Here is a 22,236-nt window from a genome sequence, read left to right on the forward strand (position 1 = left end):
CGGTAAAATAAATTTTAACTTTTCACTGTAACATAAAGTTTTCATACCCGTTTAACATTTCAGTAAGCGCTGAAAACCTATTGCAATAAGAAGTAAATAAAGACTTATATCAATCTAACAATTTTCAATTAAAATTTACATCATGTCTATTTCCAAGAAACGTGCTCTCACAGCGGGAGTTATGATGGCTACTGCTATGGCTGTAACTTTCACTGCTTGTAAGAAAGATGACGACAATCCACCTGCTGCCCGTACAACCACTTACGATCTGAAAGGTGTAGGTGCTGATGCAAACACTGTAAACGGTGTGGTTACCCTGTCTGAAAACAGTGACAGCTCTATCAACCTGAGCCTGAAACTGAATAAGTCAACCAAAGATGCTCAACAGGCTATCTACCTGATTGGTGGTACAGCTGCTGCGCCGCTTACAGATACGCTGTATGCAAACGCAGGCGCTGATGTAAAAGGTACCGGCGCTGCTATGACCATCAACATCTTCAAGAACGTAAAAACCATCAAGATCAACACTGCTACTGGCCAGAAAGACACTGCTTTCCGCTATGCTGATGTGCTGAAATATGCCGCTTACATGAAAGTACTGACCGGCGAGAAGAAAGATACCCTGGCTATCGGCCTGGTAGGTAAAAAATAAGCCTTAGGCACTGGTTAATTTAGATAGGAATGAACTATCCTCCGCATACAATGGATAGTTCATTAAAAGTGTGATAAATCAAATAGCCCACGCGAACGCGTGGGCTATTCCTGGTTTTGTGACTTTTTTCTAGGATATGGAGGGGTTTCAGAATTTTGTGTTGTATCATTCTGTCTGATAATTATTTACCGGCGCCTCTACCTGTCTTTTCAATACCTTGAACTCGGTTCTCCTGTTCAGCTGACGGCCTTCAGGGTTATCCTTGTGGTTAGGCAGTGAGTTTGGCGCAATCGGCCTGGTTTTACCATAACCTTTTGCGATCAGGCGGGAAGGTGAAATACCACGGCTAATGAGGTAATTCACGCAGGATTGCGCACGTTCCTGAGAGAGTTTATTATTAAACTTATCGGAACCGACGCTATCCGTATGCGCACTCATTTCTATGGTGAGTTTCGGATTTTCGTTCAGCAGGTCCACCACTGTATCCAACACAACTTTTGATTCTTCCCTGAGCGTGGCTTTACCAAAATCGTAATAGATATTATTCAGTACAATTGGTTTTTCCACCTCGTAGTGTTTGATACAAAGGGTTGGATTATCCAGTGAGTCGGTGTTTTCCAGCTGGTCGGTTTTGAAGTGGAGTGATTTGGTAAAATAGTTTTCCTTTTCTGCCACCAGTTTGTACTGACGGTTAGGATCCACTTCGAAGGTGTACCGGCCGGTTTCATTCAGGGTTACTTTACCGATAATGCGCTGGCGAACGGTGTCCATCAGCGTTACGGTAGCGCCTTCCAGCGGTTTATGCGTGTCGCAGTCGATAATCAGACCACTGGCAATTTTACGGATACGTTTGATACCGAATATCTCCAGGCAGCATACAGACTCCCTGTCTGAACTGATGAACCCTGCTGCAAACGGGCGGGAATTATCCAGTGCGGTGTAGTAGATATCATCCTTGGGGGAGTTCAATGGTTTGCCCATGTTCTTAGGTTCGGACCAACTGCCGAAATCGCCTTCGCTCTGGAAGAAGTCCAGTCCGCCGAGGCCTACGCGGCCATCTGAACTAAATACCAGCAATCCTTTTTCGGCGTCATAGAAAGGCGCCTGTTCCTCATCTTTGGTATTGATGGTGGTGCCGATGTTCCTGGCGCTGCCCGGGGTGCCGTTGTTCATTACGCAATACCAGATATCGTTTTTGCCCATACCACCGGGGCGGTTGGAAGCAAACAACAGGTATTTGCCATCGGCCGTAATATATGGCTGCATGGAGTTGTAGCCATCCACGTTCACATTGCCGCCTAAGATTTTAGGTTCGGACCAGGAACCATTTTGTTTGGTGCTGATATAAATAGCTGCCTGCTTTACGCCATTTTTAACTGTCCACCTGGTGAGGTATAATGTTCTGCCATCAGGAGAGATAGCGGACACCCCCTGGTCGGTACCTTTAGGCGCATCAGGGATGGTCAGCTTGGTAGCGTTGTTATAGGTGTTATTATGCCCGGATGCAGTGTACAAGGTATTCACATAAGGGTTTCCCTTTTTGTTCTTTTCCTTTTTATCTTTATCACTGGCATTATCCGGTAATGGCGGCGTTTCCGGGCGGGATGAAGTGAACATCAGCGTGTTGGGGTCGGTAATTACCGGTGCATAGTTTGCGCCACCCTCGTTGATGTTTCCAGCCGTTTTTACGATAGTGAACCGTGGTTGTTTCTTCTCTTCCGCGAGAGCGAATTCACAGCATTGGATTTCCAGGCTGGCCCTGGTAGAAATTTCGTCTGCTGCGGTATATGTTTCCTTGAACTTCTTCAATTGTTCCAGCGCCTCCTGGTATTTGCCGTTTGCCCTCAGGCAGATGCCATACCAATAGCGGGCCTGTGGAAACTGGGGGTTATTGAAACCCACCAGCTGGGCATACCATGTTTCGGCATTGCCGTAATCGTTATACAGGCGATACGACTCTGCCAGGCGGGCAACTACCTGCTGGTAATCTTTCAGTTTGCCGGCGGGGGGAGCTGTACCTGCTACGGCATAGGGTAATACCTGGTCGTTTTTAATTTTAAAGGTTCCCAGGGCTTTGTTATAGTACTGTGCTGCTGAATAGTAATCTTTGGCATTGTAGTAAACGTCCGCCGTATGTTTATAGTCATAAACATATTGCGCCCGGACGTTTGGTAGCAGCCCGAATAGAACAAGTAACAGGCAGAGTGTATATTTTTTCATGAGGGGTGCTTTTCTTGATTCATCAAATTTTTCCGCTCTTTCAGTCATCGATAATATTTTTATAATCTGGGGCAGATAAAATATTCTTCATTCAGCACTCTTCTTTTACGACTGATAAAGGACAGTGAAACTTCGAAACTCTGGCTGCCATTTACCAGGCGTTTCATATTAGAGGTATTGGCATCGTAGCTGAAGCCAAGTACAAAGCTTTTGAAGTGGAAGCCCACGAACGGAATAGCGGAGTCATTGAACCGGTAGTTACCCCCGAGCAGGAAATCAAACTCCGGATTTACCATCATTTGAGCATATATACCCGCTACAATTTCTTCTGCGTTACCCTGGCGCATGTATAAACCGGTAGGAGTAAGGCTAAACTGCTCATTGAGCTTGATTTTGGTACCACCATGGAACAGCCATCTTACCGGCAGCTTTCTTTCCATGCCAGCCGCTGCAAAAGGGTCCTTCGGCTGCGTGAGGTGTGTGGCGGCAAACCCTACGAACGGGTTGAACCGGTGGTTAGGATTACCATCAAAGAAAACGGTACCCGCGCCGGCGTCAAAAGCGCTGGCGGAGGTAGTGGTTACATTTTCCCCGTTTGCAATACTGGGATCGTAGCCGATGGTAGGGCTGTACTGGCTGCCGGTCTGGAACTTGGCAGGATCCACCCGCCTGTTCAGCAAACCAGCCTGGATACCAAATACCAGCTGGCTGGTTTTGGTTTTTCCAAACTTCACACCCGTGTAAGACACGCTGGCCATTGCGTTGAGGTAATTGTAACCCGCATCGCCGGCGGCCATATTTATCACGTTTGCGCCTATACCAATATTTTTATCAGTTGCCGCATCAATAGATACGCCGGCAGTCGAAAAAGGCTTGCCATAGTTGGCCCATTGATTACGGTAATTGCCATTTACACGAAAGTCACCATCTATTACACCGGTAAGCGCAGGGTTGAGCCATAAAGGATAGGCATAATATTGTGAGAAGTGCGGATCTACCTGTGCTACAGCTAAACGGGGCAACAAACTGCTCCATAAAAGTATCATAATTATAGAAATCCTCTTCATAGGAACATAATTTACTTGTTGAAGATTACCGGGATGCCTTACAGCATCCCGGTTTTATTTTTTCTACGGGTTTATTAATGTTGATTATCGCATGAGTGTTACGTTACCTTTCTTCGTAATCACTGTGCCATCCTGCATAGTCGCTTTTACGATGTACACGTAAACGCCTACCGGTTGTTTCTGACCACTCATGGTACCATCCCATCCCTGGCGCTGATCTTTCGATGTGAACACCAGTTGACCCCATTGGTTGTAGATCCTGAATTCGAGCTGTGCGATAGCTGTACCGTAGACATACTCGATATCATTCACACCGTCACCATTTGGACTGAAGAGGTTTGGTACGAAGATGTTGTTACCCTGCGGATTAGTTGTTTTATCTGTTACGCTTGCCAGCAGACTGTTCTGACATACGCCTGCGCCTATTGCTCTTACATACAGCGTTACATTTTGGTTCGGTTGCAGGTTGGATACGGTATGTGAAGTACCGTTCGCGCCTGAACTTGGTGCAACGAAGTTGGTAGAGTCGTTCACAGATACTACATATCTGTCAGCGCCCGGTACGGCAGCCCATGTAAATGTTACGCTGGTGGCTGTTCTGTTGGAAACTGTCACTGCAGGAGCGGCCAGTGGTTTCAGTACGGTGACAGGTACTGCCGTTCTGGTTGCGCTTGCGCAGTTGCTGCCAATAGATGCTTCCACGTAGTACACTACATCCTGACTGATCGGCGGCGTAGTGAATTGCGCACCTGTTGCAACCGGTGTAGTGCCGTTCTGAGTACTATACCATGCGAATGTTGCGCCCGGAGTAGTAGAAGAAGCGGTGAGTATATATGTTTCGCCAGGGCACTTGCTGATGTCGTTGCCGGCAACCTGCGGTGCGCCAGGCGCATTACCTACAGACACATTTACCAGTGTGCGGGTTGCGCTGCTACAGCCGTTTGCGTTCACAGCTTCTACATAGTAAGTACCATTTGCTGTAACTGGTCCGACTGTTACGCTGTCGCCCGTAGTTACCGGTGTACCGCCCTGTGCAGTTGTGTACCATCTGTAGGTAAGGCTGCGATCAGGGTTTTGTACTTTCAGCACTGCGAGGCTGTTCATACAGGTTGTTACTGCCGGATTAGCTACTGCAGGCGCTGCAGGCACGCTGCTCACGGTTACGTCCACACGGCCTCTGCTGCTGCTCACGCAATTACCTGCGGCGAGGCTTGCGTCCACGAAGTAGCTGGTATTGGTAGTTACTCCGTTGATATTAACTGTTGCTCCCGTAGCTACCGGAGTAGTGGAGGTTGCACTGTTGTACCAGTGGTAAACCACGCCATTCACCGGATTAATTACGGCGAGGCTGAGGGTCTGACCCAGACATACTTTCGCGTTTGGCGCCACAGAAGGCGTAGCCAGGGAATCCACGATGGTTGCATGTACTGTTGTTCTTGACAGGCTTGAGCAACCCGCGAGGTTCTTCGCTACCACGTAGTAGTCAGCACTTGCTCTGAGCTTACCGGTGTTGAACGATGCACCTGTTGCCAGGCTGTCGTTTGTCAGGGAATTATACCATACGTAGCGGAGCTGTGGATCCGGATTACTGATCTGGAAGGTAATCGCGTTATCCAGGCAGGCTGCCTGATCTGCCACTGCTACTGTTGGCGTAGCTGGCGCTGGCAACACTGTCACAGTCGCGCTGGTTCTGCCGCCTGCATTGCTACAGCCTGCGCTGTTGAATGCGGCAACATAGTAGGTAGTTGTTGCAGTTACACCGGTAGCGGTGAAGCTGGTTGGCGTAGCAGGCGTAAGCTCTGTGCCATTAACTGGCGCATCGAACCAGCGATAGGTTACGGATGCATCCGGATTATTAATGGTGAAGGTTACATTACCACCTGCACAAACTGTCTGGTTATTGGTTACCAATACCGGTGCTGCCGGTGTTGGCGCGATGGCTACCGTTACCGGTACTCTTGTGCTGGTGCCTACGCAACCGGCCTGGCCAACAGCTTCTACATAGTAGATAGTAGAGGCGCGGAGGGTATCGGTTACGAAGGTGGTACCTGCATCGGAGTTGAGCGCTGTGCCACCTACCGGTACATTGTACCATCTGTATGTAACGCCGCTTGCAGGCGCTTTGATGGCGAGCGTTGCCCTTGTACCACCGCAGGCGGTTTGAACGCTGTCGACAACCGGTCTTGGAGCGCCATTGACAGTTACCACTGCTGGTATCAAGGCGAGGGCGCACTGACCGCTGGTTGCTTCCAGATAGAAGGTAGTATCTGCATTCAGGACGCCTGTTCTGAATGTATCAGCAGTTGCCAGGAGTTGTCCTTTGCTGCTGTTGTTATACCACCTGTAGGTTACAGCCGGATCAGGGTTGAGTACCCTTACAGTGGCAGTCTGGCCTGCGCAGATAGCAGCACCCTGTACTGTTGGTGTGGTGAAGCTGCTAACGCTTACGGTTACTGCTTTGGCTTTACCAGGCGCGTTTTCACATTTATTCGTACCCTGTACGGTTACGTAGTAAGTAGTAGTTGTACGGAGCGTATCAGTGGTGAATACGGCGCCGCTTCTGATGAACTGTGTCAGTGCGGCATCGCGGTACCATCTGAACACCGGATTGGTTACTGTGGTGCTGCCAGCGGTGAGGCTAACAGTAGTATTCACGCAGGTGCTTGCGCCGCTTACCTGGATGTCGGTGCTGTCGGCAGGCGTTCCTACGTTCACAGTTACCTGTTTGAGATTACCTGCGGCGTTTTCACACTGTCCGTTTGCGCTTACGCTTACATAGTAATTGTAAGTACCGGCGGCGAGGTTCGGCAGGGTCAGTACGCCGGCAGCGTCCACGCCGGTTGTAATTGGCGTTGTTTTCTGCTGGCTGGTGTACCATTTAAATACTGCGTTGGCTACGCTGCTGGTTGGTACCAGTCGTGCGGTATCGCCGAGGCAGATGGATTGTACGCTATCAATGCGGATATCAGCGGCAGTAGCGTTGTTGAACACGCTGAGCGTGATCTGCGTGCGCGCTGTATCATTCGCGCAACCGTTGCCGTTGTTGGCTTTTACAAAGTAGGAGTAAGTACCCACTGCCATGGTCGCCGGCGTTGTGTACGCATTGTTATTAGCGGTCAGCTGGTTGCCGGCGGCATCGTACCAGGTGTAGGTTACGCCAGGCTGCGGAATCACCTTGAGTGTTGCCGGCAGGTTGCTTACGCAAACAGTTGCCGGGTTGGAAGAATCTGCAACAGGAGCGCCCGGGATACCCTGGATGCTTACTCTTGCAACAGCGGATGTCTGTATGTTACAGTTATCCCTGGTGGCTGTCACGGTGAAGTTATAGATACCTGCAGGGTTAGTTGCCGGCACTACATAAGCCGTGCTGTCTGCCAGTTTGGTACCATCCTGGTTGTACCAGGTGTAGGTTACACCGGCAACCGGGTTGTTTACTTTCAGCGTTACCGGAGTGCCCACGCATACGCTGGAATCGCTCGCAGATACTGTAGGCGCTACGATACCGCGGCGTGCGTAGTTGAAGTCGACAGCGGTGAGTGCTGCCAGTACACCGGATTTCAGTTTCACTTCGATTGCATCGAACTGTTTGGTAGGCACGAAGGAGAGAATTACGCCTTCAGTTCCTGTGAGCAGTTTCATATGCAGGAGTGGGTTATTGGTCAGGAGGCTATCTCCCGGTGTGTTACCATTATAGGTAGTTAGCTGTACGCTGGCCAGCAGTGCGGCGGAGAGCACCTGACCCGGGCTGGAGAGCATCACTTCCACGGTATCGCCGAGGGTAGACAATCCGTTGAATGCGGCACGTTGCCATACGGCGGCATTGAGCGCACCCAGGTTGAGTACCAGCGAAGAGCTGGAAACGGTGTTGTTATCGACTGCGCGGTCAGGGTTTACAACTGATCCCAGTACGAGGATACCACCGCCTATGGTTGTATTACTATTGGTTTGTGCCACTGCGCGTTCGCATGGAACTGCATTTGGCGGCAATGGAGTGGTTACGATCAGTGCTGCCACCCTTGCGGATTTACAGCTGGAGTTATCACCCAGTACGGCTTCTACCCAAACGGTATCTGTAGCAGCTACAGACCTTGGCTGGGAGATATATTGGAGGCCTTTATACAGGGTATCGGAACCGAACTGGCTGCCGAACCAGTAAACATTTGCATTTGAAGCAGGAGGCGTAGCCACGAGGATGGCGCTTTCGCCGGTATCTACCACTGCTCTGTAAGGTGTGATCACCGGTACGCCCAGTTGACTGGCGGTAGTGAACAGTACAGCGGTACGGGTAGCGGATACGATACCACAGCTGTCATTCTTCGCTTCCACGTAGTAGGTAACAGGCGCTGTTACATTATTCACGGTGAATACGAAGCCGCTGTCGGTATTGAGTTTAGTACCACCGGTAGCCACATTGTACCAGCCGTAGGTATAACCACGAACCGGGTTGCTGATGGAAGCGCTGGCGTTAGAACCAGGGCAAACAGCTACGGAATCAGGTGTTACCACCGGCGCCAGTGGCGTTTCAATCACTTTCACCGTTACAGGTGTTTTAGCGCTGCTCGGACAATCAGCTCCCGCTCTGTAGGCTTCAACCAGGAAGCTGGTATCGGAAGTGATTGCGCCGGTTGTGAAGGAAGCGCCATCCTTACCTGCCAGGTACACGCCGTTGGAGCTGTACCAGCGGTAGGTTACGTTAGCGGATGGATTTTCCACATTGAGGGTTGCAGTGCTGCCGCTGCAGACTGTTACGGTAGATGCCTGCACTTTAGGCGCTGCAATGATCCGGCGTGCGGAGTTGAAGTTGATGTCTGTCAGCGCACCTACGATGCCTGATTTCAGTTTCACTTCTATTGCATCATAGAGTCCGTTAGGCAGGAAGGTGTATTCACCTGTACGACCGCCGGAAAGCAGATCTACATGCAATAATGGATTGCTGAGAACTACGGAGTCTACCGGAGTATTGCCATTGTAAGCGGTAAGCTGCACGCTGGCCAATACGGCTGCAGACAGTATCTGGTTCGGACTGGAGAGTCGAACACGTACACTATCGCCCGGAGCAGACAATCCGTTGAATGCGGCGCGCTGCCATACGGTAGCGTTCAGCGCACCCAGGTTTATTACGAGGGAAGAGCCAGTATTTTGGTTATTATCTACTGCGAATGACGGGTTGTACACGTTGCCCAGCACCAGCAGGCCGCTGCCGCCAATTGTCTGGCTGGTGGCGCGTTCGCAAGGCACTTCCAGGGAATCGCCTACCTGTGTGATAACGGTTACAGGTACACGAACGGACTGGCAGGTACCGCCGCCGGCAATGAATGCCTGTGCGTAGTAGATAGTGGTATCAGGTGTTGGTTTGGATGGCGCGCCAAATGAAGTACCGATGAATAAGGTATCTGTAGTGTTAGCATCCCTGAACCATGCGATGGTAGCATTGGCCACCGGCAGGGTAGCAGTGAGTACTGCAGATTCATTCAGTCGTACTATGGCCGGATTAGGCGATACTACCGGCGCCTGCAGACCACTGCTGACAGTGATATGGAAGGCCTGACGGGTAGTAGAAACGGCGCCGCAAGCGCTTTGAGCTTCTACGTACAGGGTAGTATCCCTAGTCACACCATTTACCGGGAAGGTGAATCCTGAATCTGTATTCAGTTTGGTTCCGCCCTGCGCTGCATTGAACCAGTTATAGGTTAATCCCTGAGCCGGGTTATTGATTTGCAGTACCACATTGGAGCCGGAGCATACGCTCACGGTCTGGTCAGTGCCAGGTACGGCAGGTGGAGGCGTTACGGTGACGGTCACCGGATATCTTTCCGGATTTTCACAATTAGCCGGACCGCCGTAAACAGCTACCCAGTATTTCACGGTACCAGGAGTACGCAGCGTATCGGTGGTAAATGTGCTGGTAGATGCCAGCACAGTGGTGCTGGTAGAATCAGCATACCAACGAACGCCGGTGCCTGCGGCTGGTGTAACACTGAGGGTTGCTTTTGTATTTACGCAAGCGGTATCGTTTGGCGTGTTGATTACCGGACGCGGATAAAGGATTCTTGCACCATATATATCGATGCTATGGAGCAGGTTAGCTATACCTGTCAGTCTTACTTCCACGCGGTCGTAAATACCTGTAGCCGGGAGGGTAGCAGTAAACTGCTGACCGCTGAGGAGGCGCAGGGTGAGGAGGTTAGCAATGGTGTCTGCTTTTACCAGCGTAGTATTATTATATAAGCGTACTACTACACCGCCAAGCAGGCTAACATCTGCCAGGCCGCCAGGCGCGCCGAAGGTAATGCGAACGCTGTCGCCTGTATTACCAGGATTTGCGAAGATCAGCTGTTGGTAAACAGAGCCTCCGAGCAGGCCTACCGGCATACTCAGGCGGGTATAGTTAGTATTGATGCTATCAATTGAATTATTCGGATCCTGAACGGAGCAGAGGATACAACCCAGGCTGGTTCCGGATACCTGGCTGGTAGGCACGTTACAATCAGGAGAAGGCACTACCGGACCAGTTACTACCACGGTTACACGTACGCGTACAGATTCGCAGGCGCCCGGGATGGACATTGCGGCAAAGTAAGTGTAGGTGCCAGGGTTGGTAAACGGACCTACATTGAATGGCATACCGGTACCAAGGGCGGTAGTAGTGGTAGAATCAGCGTACCAGGTGATGGTTGCGCCGGCTACCGGTGTAGCGGTGAGCGTGGCCGTCTGGCCGGTGGTTGTTACCACAGTACCAGGAACGATCGGACCAGCTGGCGCTGCAACCACATTTACAATGGCTGGTTTCAGCGTGTTGGGCGCGTTCTCACAACGGTTGCTGCCGGAGATGGCCGCATAATAAGTATATGTTCCTGCTGCCAGGCCGGTGATTGTCAGTTTACCTGTAGTATCCACGGCATAGGTAATGCCGGCGGTGGTACCATTGGTAACAGGCTGCGTTTTAGCCTGGTCAAAGTACCATTTGATAACAGGGTTGGTAATACCGGACGCACTGTTTACAGTAGGCGTAAGCACTGCGCTATTGCTGGTGCAGGCGATAGTGGTATCATTAATATTGATGTCGGCAGCAGTACCCAGTGGGTTCACGGTGATGCGTACCGGTATTCTTTCCGGATTCGCGCAACCGTTAGCCGCCACTACCTGTGCATAGTAGGTAACCACGCCAGGAGTTGTCAGCTGCGGCGTAGTGAAGGTAGGATTGCTACCTGCTACTGTTGCGGTGGTAGAATCAGCGTACCATCTGATGCTGTTAGCGCCGAGGCCATTGGCGGTGATGGTAGCGGTTTCATTCACGCAGGCAGTACCATTTGTATTAATGGTGAATGTCGGATTAGGCGCTACTGCTCTTACACCGTACAGGCGCAGGGAAGTCAGCAAGTTTGCCACACCGGTAAGTTTTACCTGTACGGTATTATATACGCCGCCAGCGGGGATGGTTACGGTGTAAGGACCGGCGCCGCTGAGGAGCTGTGCTCTGAGCAGGTTAGCCAGCGTATCTCTCCTGATAACGGTAGTACCGTTAGCCACGGTGATTTCCACGCCGCCCAGCAGGCTTACGTCAGCAAGACCGCCAGGGTAGCCGAAGGTAATGCGGAGGCTATCGCTCGCAGCACCAGGGCTTGGGAAGAAGAGTTGCTGGTACACGCTGCCACCGAGTAATCCCACCGGGATACTCAGGGTGCTGTAATTATTGGCAGTGGTATCCACCGCGCCATTCGGGTTAGTCACACTACACAGTACGCAACCTAATGTAGTACCGGTAGTGGTAGTAGTTGGCGCGTTACAGGAGGTATTGGTAACCAGCGGGATGATAACGGCTGTATCTGCGACTCTGTAAGATTCGCAGGCGCCGCTGGCGCTCAGGCGTGCCGCTGCATAATATATATGGGTGCCCGCAGCAGGGAATGGTCCAACGAGGAGGGTATCCCCGGTACCTATCGGAGCCTGCGTAGTATCGCTGTACCAGAATATGGTACCGCCGCCCGGAGGGGTAGCGCGGAGTACAACCGGTTGTCCGACGCTGGCGTAGACAGTAGATGAGCCTAATGTTGGGGTAGGCGCTTTTCCTGTCTGAACTACCGTTACTTTCTTGAGTTCATTAGCCCGGTTATCGCAATGGTTGCTATCTGCGGCGCTTACATAGTAGTCGGCAGTTGCAGCGGTAAGGCCTACAATGGTGAGTCGGCCGGTGCTGTCTACGAAATATTTGATGGAGCCTTCTACGAGGCCGTTGGTGATTGGCGTTGTTTTAGCCGCGTCTTTCCACCAGCTGTAAACAGGTTTTGCTGTAAGGAAGGTGGAAGTTGGAATAATGCGAACCGTATCGCCGGAGCAGCTGTAAGCTGAGTCAGAGAAGTTCAGATCAGCAGCTGTGGTGTATGGATTTACTTTTAAAGTAAGCGGTACGCGTTGTGAGCCGGTAGTACACATGGTACGGTTAGCGGCTACATAGTAGGTAAAGGTACCGGCAGTATTTACCGGTGGCGAATAGGAGGAGGTATTAGCAGGGCCTTGTACGATGGTACCACCGCTGTTATACCAGGTGTAATTCATACTTACGTCAGGGTTACTGATTGTAAAGTTTACTGCCGAATTTAGACAGGTAGTCTGATTAGCAGATGCGGCCGTAACTGACGGACTTGGAATCACGCGTGAAATTTCGTAGACATTGAGGCTATTCAGTACGTTAGCGAGGCCTCCTACCCGGATTTCCACATGGTCAAACGGGGCAGAGGAAGCAAAGGAGGCTACTTGCGGACTACCAGGACCTGCAAGCAGGCTAAGGGTCAGCAGGCTGTTACTGCCGTTGATACTATCTACTACTGTTCCGCCGTTATAAGTTATGAAGGTGAGGGATTGCAGGGCAGTGGCCGAAAGCAAGCCTCCGGAGGTGCCAAGGGTGATTCTAACGGAATCACCGGCTTTTGCAAGACCAGGGAATATTGCATTTAAACGCGTATAACCTGCTACGTTTGCCAATGTTTCCATTACGGCGAATGTACCAGGGTTTTGGTCTATCGCATTTCCCGGGTTCGTTACAGTTCCGAGGTCGGCGACACCGGCAATATCCAGAAGACTTTTGGCGCCACCAATAATATCAATTGGATTATCACAAGCTAATGGTGAATTGGTTATTGCATTATAATATGCATCATACACTCGTATGCTGGACAAGAGGTTAGCAACACCTGCCACTGTAATACGAACGCGATCGTACGTACCGGAGCCTCCCGGCGCGGGCACAAATACTTCGGACTGGTTATAGCTAACCAGCAATTGTGCGAGCGCAGAAGTTACGTTAACGGATGTTCCGACATTTGCGTTGCCATTTCTGGGTTGGGCGGTAACATTACCTAATGATACATTCAATAAATCGCCGGTTCCCACTCTGAGGATCACGCCCTGTGAAACAGGGATTGGGGCTGGGAAGATCACTTCCATCCATGTAGATGCAAGTATGCCAACAGCAGTATTGATAGTAGCAAAAGTTGCGAGGTTACTATCTACTGCATTGCCGGGATTGTCTACGCCGCAGCCAATACACACACCGGTGGTACCACTGGCAGTAGTACGTGCATAAATGCGGTCATAATACGTTTGTGCGTGAACGTTAGTAGCAGCTACTATCGTCATTAACATCATTACGAGGAATCCTTTCAGGAAATTAACAACACGCAGGTTCTTACGTGGCAGCGGGTCATCAATTGCAGACCCATCCCGGTTTCTAAGGATAACAAAGGAAGCACTAAAAGGGCTAGTAGGAGTAGCTTTTGAATGCATAGCATCAGTATTTGGAATAAAGAAGTCTTGTTTATTGTATCAATAAACTCTAATGAAGGCAGCGGTTAAGAAGGTTATTTGGGAAAGGGATTCTGGTTGATAAAATACATTGAACACCTTTCTGCCTAGATATATTTTGACAATCTATGATACGAAAGTATAGTGCTTGATTCGTTTATGTATATGCCATTTTGTTCATTCTATTTCCCATATTCACTCTGTTCATTTTTTACCTGCTCTGTTCATTTTGTTCATTTTGATTTTCCAGAACCAGCATATTCAAGTGAATTCTGGTCTGTTCATAATTTTTTCAGGAAATTTTCAAAATCAGTTAGCTAAACATTTAGCGTATGCGACTGCTGTATTGTAGCAGTATTAAGGGGAGTTTTAATTTTCCTAATTAATTAATTATCATCTGTTTAAAAAGAAGAAAAATATTACTGCAAATAGGGCCACAAATATGTATTAGCTAATTTTACATATATAACAAATAATCATGGTTAGTTTTTTCCTGTTCATTCCTTCATCCAGGAAATCTAAATACCTGATCTCTACGTAATTAATCTAGTACCTAATTCCAAAATCCATTATTGTCCCCTATGATAGATATATCCTATGACTTTATACTATCCCTGCAAAAGGAAGTTTTGCAGCAGTTTGGGATAGAAGTCATGTCGCCGGGCGAATGTAAAAACCTGAGCAGGGCAATTCTGCAAAAAACGACGCAGCTTATAAGCGAAACCACCCTCAAAAGAGTGTTTGGATTTGCTGTGGCTCAACACAGCTTCTCCCGCTTTACCCTCAACACCCTTGCTCAATACTGTGATTATAAGGACTGGGAATCTTTCCAGCAGCATCATTATATGCTGAATAATCCACAGGCAGCGATCGCTAAGAATGGCAACCCACTGGAAGTGAAATTCCAGGAGCTTAAGACCAAGGCTTCTGCCGTGTCGCATTACACCATGCTGACGTTGCAGAACAGATCCGGTATCAACTTCCAGCATACCGTGAAACGCCAGTACATGGTGAGCCACATTGAGAAGTTCCTGGAGAGCAACTACACGGCAACGGCTCTCATTGCGCCGTCCGGCTGGGGTAAATCCATTTCGCTGGTTCATATGTCGGACCACTTCTGGCATGGCTCCAATCCTAAATTCAAGAACGACATCTGCTTCTTCATCCACGCACATGCGGCCGGTAGCCTGCTGTTGAAAGGGTTTTCCCTCACCACCTGGCTCGACCAGCAGCTGACGCATGGCACCGGGGATAACTTCCGGGAACACTTTGCAGAGGAATTCATGAAGAACGGCTCCAGGCTGGTAATGATTATAGACGGGTTTGATGAAATTGCTGTGTCCGCTGAAAAACTACGGCTTATATATACCAAGCTGGAAGACTTCATTTATACCAATGAAAAATTCCCGTGGATCAAGGTAATCCTCTCTGTTCGCAGCAGTACCTGGAATGAACTGTTCCAGCGTCCGAACGACTATTCCGCCTTCCGCCGCTACTGGTATGTTGGCGCAGAAATGGACGAGGAAACCAACATCAACGTCAAGCAGCTCTCTGACCAGGAAATCAAATCCGTCCTGGAAAAGCACGAGTACCCTGAATCCGTTATCAAACAATTCTCGGAGGCGTTTCTGCAAAAGCTCAGGCATCCTTACTATTTGCAGCTGTTTTGCCAGCTCAACCCGGATCCGAAAACTTCGTTTATAGACGAAAACCTGAGCCTGTTTGAAATTATCTCCCGGTTTGTTCAGAATAAGGTCTTCATTTCTCCAACCAGTTCCTTTAAAATCAAGATCATACAGCGGTTACTCGCCCTGCTGGACATGGGCCGGAACGGTATGTATGTGGAAAAAATTGAACTGCTGGACAAAAACCCGGAACTCTTCCCGGCCTATAAGGACCTCCTGGCAGACAACATCCTGGTGGAAGAAAACCTCAGCCAGGAAATCATGTACCATGTGAAAGTGCGTTTCGCGCATGCTTTCCTGCTGGAATACTTTGTGGCCATGCACTACCTGCAGAAGAATAACCAGCAGGTAGGGGAGGCGCTGCTGGAAGACGTATTGTCCTACCTGCCGGCATCCCCGTACAGGGTGGGCGTATTCAAATGGCTGCTGCGCTTCGCCATCAACCACAAGCAGACGGACGGCATTATCAAAATGCTGCACCTGCAATTGTCGACCATGGAGAAGTCGCACTTGCTGGAATACCTCGTACTCCATTACCAGCTGGATGGCAACGATCCGATGGAACTGCGCTCCATCTTCCCGGCGGGCTTTTTCAAAAAGAACCCGATCGGCAGCTTTATCAACGATGAGTTCATTCACTTCCGCAAGAAGAAAGTGCTCTGGGCACTGCTGCCGCTGGCGGATACCAAAGAGGATAAACTGAAGATCCGCAGCATGCTGTTCACTATTTCGCTGCTGCAACTGGAAGCCGAGGAATGCGAGATGCACCTGCAGGCCATTAAAAAGATATATGGCCCCGGCGAGCTGGAAGACCTGTGGGTAACCCCGCACGAAATCCTGCTTTTCATTTATGAGAAGATGAAGTTTGGCGTAGCGGATGAACAAATACTACAGAAAATCTACAGTTACCATCACTACCTGATTCCGTGCACCACTACCGGTAAGGAGGCGCCTACCACCATCCCGCAGGAGATCGTGATCCGCCATATGGGGTATGTACTTGCGCTGCTGGAAGATTATGGCAACCTGCTACAGTTCACCAAGCTGGTGTTTGCGGCCCATCCGTCGCTGCTGCGGAGGAAAACGGATTCCTTCCGGCTGCAGCTGCTTTGCTGGCAGACGCATGCGCTGGCCCGCATGGGCGACATGCGCACCGCCGAAAGGGTGTGCAGGCACACGGATATCATCATCAGGAATTACGCATCTGACTACTTTTCGAGCAAGTACGTGGAATCGCTGCAGAAAATGATCTCGGCCGACTACTACTACAAGGAGCAGGACCTGATGCGGGCGCTTCGCACAGCGGAAAATGCCGTGGAAACCGCCCAAAAGCTGGATTTTAAGATCCTTGCACTCAGGAACCTCTCGCTGCTGAAGAGCCTGTATGCGCAACTGAACATGTCAGGAAAAATGGAAGATACTCAAACTCAAATAGATACCATTAAAGCAAATACTTCTTTTAAACCCGATGCATTAATTTTTGCGCGCAAATTCTGATATAATTTTGCTTTCTTGCAGGATAGATGATTGACGAAAGCAGATATTCCTTTTCGCAGAAGCTGGTACTCAACCTATTAAGCTTAATAACGCTATTGGTACTGGCCCCGTATATTAACAGGTTCCTGCCTCTTATTAAGGCGGGCGGGTTGCACGTGGACCTGGTTGTAGCGGTCATCATTGCTTTTGGCTTTATTTACCTGCTCCGGTGGATATTCAGGCCGTTGATCATACCCGCATTCCTCATGGTGTGCGGGTTGTTCCTGGCTAACCGGCTCGTGGAAGGTTACTCCTTTACCAACGTCCTCAACGACTATAAGGGAATGGTGAGAGGCAACTGGGGGCCGAAGGACAGTAAGCAGATAGACATCCTCAGTCTTTACCCCCGTAAGGTGGAGAGCTACCGGGATAAAACCGTGCGCGGCATGCGGGAGCGGATCAACTACCAGGACTCGCTGGTGCGCAACTTTTCCGTGCAGCATTCCCTTGATTATTTTGATGCTTATTGGTACAAATACGGCAAAATTGTGCGTTTTCTCTCCCTTTTTAAATATATCAACAACAATTTTAAGTATGTGCTGGACTCCCGGAGGGACGAATATTTTGCCACGCCCCGGGAAACGATCCTGAACGGCCTCGGCGGGGACTGCGACGATCACTCGCTGCTGATGACTTCCTGCCTGCAATCCATCGGGGCGCGGTGCCGCATTGTACTCATCAAAGGGCATGCTTACCCGGAGCTTTATTGCGGTAACAAGGAGGAGTTTGAGGCCATGAAGCAGGCCATCATCCTGCTTTTTCCCAAGCCTCCTATCAAGGAAATCTATTACCACGAGTTGAAAGGGGAGTACTGGATCAACCTCGATTATTCCGCCCGCCACCCCGGCGGCCCGTATCTTAATGATAAAGTTTACGCACTCATTGAGCTCTGATGCCCTAAATTTGCCACATGAGCAAGTTTAAAAACTTACGTAGATATCATAGTTTTTTTAGATTCAAGAAAGAATTCGAAACCTACAGCCTGAAAAAAGCAAGAAGCTACGAGATCATCATTCACTGGTTGCATAGCAAGCTCAGCAGAAATCAGTTTTTATTGTTATCCGGTATCCTCGTGGGTTGCGGCGCAGGAATGGCGGGAGTTATATTGAAGATGCTGGTCCATTATATTCACTTTGTGATTACGGACAAGGTGCATTTTTCCACGCAGGTTTTCTTTTACGCGTTGTTTCCGTTCCTGGGGATTGTACTGACCACGCTGATAGTGGTTTGGTTTTTCAAGGGGCAGTCCCGCAAGGGCATCCCTGCGATCCTGCATGAAATAGCCCAGAACTCGAGTATGATCCCACCCGTAAAAATGTATTCCCAGGTATTGCAGAGCGCTGTGACCGTGGGATTGGGTGGTTCTGCCGGCCTGGAAAGTCCGATCGCGGTTACCGGTGCGGCATTTGGCTCCAACTACGCCAGGACCTATCACCTGGGGTATAAAGAGCGGACGCTGTTACTCGCCGCCGGCGCTACCGCCGGTATTGCCGCCGCCTTCAACGCGCCCATAGCGGGGATGATGTTTGCGTTTGAGATATTGCTGACGGGGGTGGTATTTTCGGACTTCATGCCTTTGATCGTAGCGGCGGTATGCGGGAGTTTGCTGTCTAAAATTATTTTACAGGAAGATGTGCTTTTTCACTTTGAGTCACGTACCCCGTTTAACTACATGAACGTGCCGTTTTATATCGTATTGGGCGTGTTGTGCGGATTTTATGCCAGGTACTATGTGGTCATTTCCCGGAAAGTGGAACACTTCTTCAAAGGGCTGAAGTGGAAGCCTGTACAGAAGGCCATGCTGGGAGGCGCGTTGGTATCCGCCTTGTGCGTGGCCATGCCTCCTTTGTTCGGGGAGGGTTATACGGTGGTAAAATCCCTGGCTAACGGTCACGGTGAAACGATCCTGCAAAACAGCTTTTTCAGGTACATTCCCGAACAAAACCAGATGTTGTTGATTTTCACTGGTAGTATATGTTTATTGAAAGCCTTTGCCAGCTCCATCACCATCCAGAGTGGCGGTAATGGGGGAAACTTTGCACCATCGCTGTTTTCAGGCGGGTTCCTGGGATTTTTCTTTGCGTTGTTATGTACGCAGCTGGGCTTTTCGCATGTACCGGTTACCAACCTGGTTATCGTAGGGATGGCAGGCGTTATGAGCGGGGTAATGTATGCGCCGCTGACGGCTATTTTCCTGATTGCGGAATCCAGTTCGGGCTATGATTTGTTTATACCGCTGATGATAGTCGCAACGGGGTCTTACCTGATGAGTAAATGGTTTTCGCCGATATCCCCTGAAATCAAGGAGTTGGCGGAAGAAGGCAAAATATTCACCCGGGCGCATGACAAAAATATTTTGTCGCTCATAAAGATGGAAGACCTCCTGGAAACGGAAGTACAAACCATCGTGAACACCGGCACGCTGCGGGAGCTGATAGAACTGATCAAGGAAGGGGACAGCAGCAATATAGCGGTGGTAAACGAACATGGATTATTTGAAGGGTTGATACCATTGGACAGCATCCGGCCAATCCTGTTCAACCCGGAACTATATGACACGATGACTGTTAAGAAATTGATGAAGGCGCCGGCGGCGGTAGTAAAGGCCGGGGATAATATTGAACTGGTCATCCGGAAATTTGATGCGGCCAACGCCTGGCATCTGCCTGTGGTAAAAGATAAACGGCTGATAGGGATGATTTCAAAATCCCGGATTTTGAACCGATATCGTAAATTACTACAGGAATATTCAGACCTATAACGCTCCTAAAACCATTTGGCTGTATGGCCCGTGTAATGATCATATTTGCGCATCCGGCGCTTGAGAAGTCGAGGATGCACGCCCACCTTGTTCCGATGATCAGGAATATGCAGGGCATTACCTTCAACGATCTTTATGAGAAGTACCCTGATCTTGACATAGATATTTCAAGGGAACAGGCGTTGCTGACCAAGCATGATATCATCCTGATGCAGCATCCGTTGTACTGGTACAATGCCCCGGCTATCATCCGGCAGTGGCAGGACCTGGTGCTGGAGCATGGCTGGGCGTACGGCCACAGTGGCAAGGCGCTGCAGGGTAAATATATCAGCAACATTATATCCACGGGTAGCCAGGAGAAGGATTACCGGCAAGGCGCACGCCATGGATACCCGCTGGACCATTTCCTGCTGCCGTTCCGGCAAACGGCCGTTCTCTGCCGGATGAATTATATCTCTCCCTACACCATATACGGCGTACACCGGAAGGACAAGTCAGATATAGTAGAAGAGGTGCAAAAGCTGCGCTCCATGCTGGAAGTACTGAAGTCGCCGGACTTTGACCTTTCCACGCTGGACACGGTTACCAACCTCAATGAATTGATTAAAGCACCTGTACAAACCTCATAATATGGATCAGCATTCATTACTTTTTCAATCGATGGTGTACCTCGCGGCGGCGATCCTTTTTGTACCGCTGGCCAAGAAAATGGGGCTGGGCGCCGTATTGGGGTACCTGCTGGCAGGCGTGATCATTGGCCCCTCTGTTACGGGTTTTATAGGGAAAGAAGGGGAGGATATCATGCATTTCGCGGAATTTGGCGTGGTGATGATGCTATTCCTGATCGGGATGGAATTGGAGCCGACGCTGTTATGGCGGCTGCGTTCCGCTATCCTTGGGTTGGGAGGGCTACAGGTATTGATCAGTTCCGCCGCCATCGCGGGGCTGGCCATGCTCCTGGGCGTGAAGCTGAATGCCGCCCTGGCGATAGGCATGATCATGTCCTTGTCATCCACGGCGATTGTTTTGCAAACGTTGAATGAAAAAGGCTGGATGTCCACCGCGGCGGGGCAGAGTTCCTTTGCGGTACTGCTGTTCCAGGATATTGCGGTGATCCCTATGCTGGCGATATTTCCGCTGCTGGCTGTGCATGCCGTGCAAACGGAAGCGGCGCACAGCGCTTCCATCCGGGACAACCTGCCCGCATGGGGGCAAACGCTGGTGGTGTTGGGCGCGGTGGCCACGATTGTAATCGGCGGCCGGTACCTGGTAAAGCCCATCATGCATATCATTGCGCGTACGCGGGTGCGGGAACTGTTTACCGCCACTGCATTGCTGATGGTGGTAGCTATTGCGGTGCTGATGAACCTGGTGGGGCTAAGCAGCGCGCTGGGCGCATTTTTGGGCGGAGTGGTACTGGCCAACAGCGAGTACCGTCATGAGCTGGAAAGCGATATTGAACCGTTTAAAGGATTGCTGCTGGGATTGTTTTTTATCGCAGTGGGCGCCTCGATAGACTTTAGCCTGATCAGGGAAGAGCCCTGGATCATATTCGGCCTCGTGTTGGGGCTGATGGCTGTGAAAGCCCTGGCGCTCTTCTGCCTGGGAAAGATATTCAAGCTTAGCACGGATCAGAACCTGCTGTTTTCCCTTGCGTTGTGCGACATCGGGGAATTTGCATTTGTATTGCTATCCCTCTCGGAGCAAAGCCGGATACTGGATGATAAAATGACCGGGATGCTTACGGCGGTAGTGGCCATCAGCATGGCGATGACGCCTTTGCTGATGCTGTTTTATGAGAAGCTGGTGCAACCGCGTTTCACCATCAATGAAACCACGGAACGGGAGCAGGACCAGATTGAAGAGCACAATCCGGTTATCATTGCCGGCTTTGGCCGCTTTGGCAGTATTACCGGGCGTTTCCTCCGCGCCAACGGCGTGAACTGTACCATTCTCGATATGGATTCAGACCGGGTGGATGCTTTGCATAACCTCGGTATCAAAGTGTATTATGGCGACGCCTCCCGTTACGACCTGCTGGCAGCCGCCGGCGCAGAAAAGGCGAAGGTGCTGATTGTGGCTATGGACGACTACGAGAAGACCACTGAAGTGGTGAAGATGGTGAAGCGTTATTTCCCGCACCTGCAAATGCTGGTAAGAGCCAAGGACAGCCAGGATTCATTTGAACTGATGGACCTGGGCGTGTTGCATATTTACCGGGAGACGGTAGATACATCCCTGCGTTTGGGTGTAGATGCGCTCAATATGCTGGGGATGCGCGCCTATCACAATCACCGTGCGGCGCGTACCTTCCTGCGGCAGGATGAGTTGAGCCTGAAGAGCTTATCCGCTGCCAGGGATAACAAGAAAGAGTTTGTCAGCGCCCTGAAGGACAGGATTGCAGAAATGGAGCAGTTGATATCTGCCGATAAAATCAAAACCTGGCTGGATGAGGGCGAGGGCTGGGATTCCAGCTCCATCCGGGATGAAGTAAAAGGGGAACCGGAGTAGCGC

9 protein-coding genes are annotated in these 22,236 nt (G+C 50.2%); 6 read left to right on the forward strand and 3 right to left on the reverse strand.

Annotation, left to right across the window (positions count from 1 at the left end):
- Window positions 1-142: 142 nt before the first annotated feature.
- Window positions 143-652 (forward strand): hypothetical protein, encoded by a 510-nt coding sequence (locus tag BOC67_RS16820; RefSeq protein ID WP_291911796.1) that lies wholly within the window; start codon window positions 143-145, stop codon window positions 650-652.
- A 165-nt stretch (window positions 653-817) separates the two neighbouring features.
- Here the strand turns inward: BOC67_RS16820 and BOC67_RS16825 are convergent, their stop codons facing one another.
- The 3 genes from BOC67_RS16825 to BOC67_RS16835 all read right to left on the reverse strand — a co-directional run bounded on the left by BOC67_RS16825 (window position 818) and on the right by BOC67_RS16835 (window position 13,575).
- Window positions 818-2,872 carry an OmpA family protein gene (locus BOC67_RS16825; protein WP_291911797.1) on the reverse strand — a complete coding sequence of 685 codons (2,055 nt, stop codon included), beginning with the start codon at window positions 2,870-2,872 and terminating at the stop codon, window positions 818-820.
- Window positions 2,873-2,931: 59 nt separating this feature from the next.
- Window positions 2,932-3,939 (reverse strand): PorP/SprF family type IX secretion system membrane protein, encoded by a 1,008-nt coding sequence (locus BOC67_RS16830; protein WP_291911798.1) that lies wholly within the window; start codon window positions 3,937-3,939, stop codon window positions 2,932-2,934.
- An 84-nt stretch (window positions 3,940-4,023) separates the two neighbouring features.
- Window positions 4,024-13,575, reverse strand: a complete 9,552-nt coding sequence (locus BOC67_RS16835) for a gliding motility-associated C-terminal domain-containing protein (protein WP_291911799.1) — start codon at window positions 13,573-13,575, stop codon at window positions 4,024-4,026.
- Between the two features lie 746 nt (window positions 13,576-14,321).
- Here BOC67_RS16835 and BOC67_RS16840 point away from each other — a divergent pair.
- Genes BOC67_RS16840 through BOC67_RS16860 form a run of 5 tightly spaced genes read left to right on the forward strand, consistent with a single transcriptional unit; the run spans window position 14,322 to window position 22,233 of the window.
- On the forward strand, window positions 14,322-16,922 hold the full coding sequence (locus BOC67_RS16840; protein WP_291911800.1) for an NACHT domain-containing NTPase: 2,601 nt from the start codon (window positions 14,322-14,324) through the stop codon (window positions 16,920-16,922).
- 26 nt (window positions 16,923-16,948) lie between these two features.
- On the forward strand, window positions 16,949-17,854 hold the full coding sequence (locus tag BOC67_RS16845) for a transglutaminase domain-containing protein (RefSeq protein ID WP_291911801.1): 906 nt from the start codon (window positions 16,949-16,951) through the stop codon (window positions 17,852-17,854).
- Window positions 17,855-17,871: 17 nt separating this feature from the next.
- The gene (locus tag BOC67_RS16850; protein WP_291911803.1) at window positions 17,872-19,722 is read left to right on the forward strand and encodes a chloride channel protein; all 1,851 of its coding nucleotides are present in this window, start codon (window positions 17,872-17,874) and stop codon (window positions 19,720-19,722) included.
- 23 nt (window positions 19,723-19,745) lie between these two features.
- Window positions 19,746-20,351, forward strand: coding sequence for an NAD(P)H-dependent oxidoreductase (locus tag BOC67_RS16855; protein WP_291911804.1), 606 nt, complete (start codon window positions 19,746-19,748; stop codon window positions 20,349-20,351).
- A gap of 1 nt (window position 20,352) precedes the next feature.
- The gene (locus BOC67_RS16860; RefSeq protein WP_291911805.1) at window positions 20,353-22,233 is read left to right on the forward strand and encodes a monovalent cation:proton antiporter-2 (CPA2) family protein; all 1,881 of its coding nucleotides are present in this window, start codon (window positions 20,353-20,355) and stop codon (window positions 22,231-22,233) included.
- The last annotated feature ends 3 nt before the right edge of the window (window positions 22,234-22,236 follow it).

The sequence above is a fragment of the Chitinophaga sp. CB10 genome (assembly GCA_001870995.2).
GTDB lineage: Bacteria > Bacteroidota > Bacteroidia > Chitinophagales > Chitinophagaceae > Chitinophaga.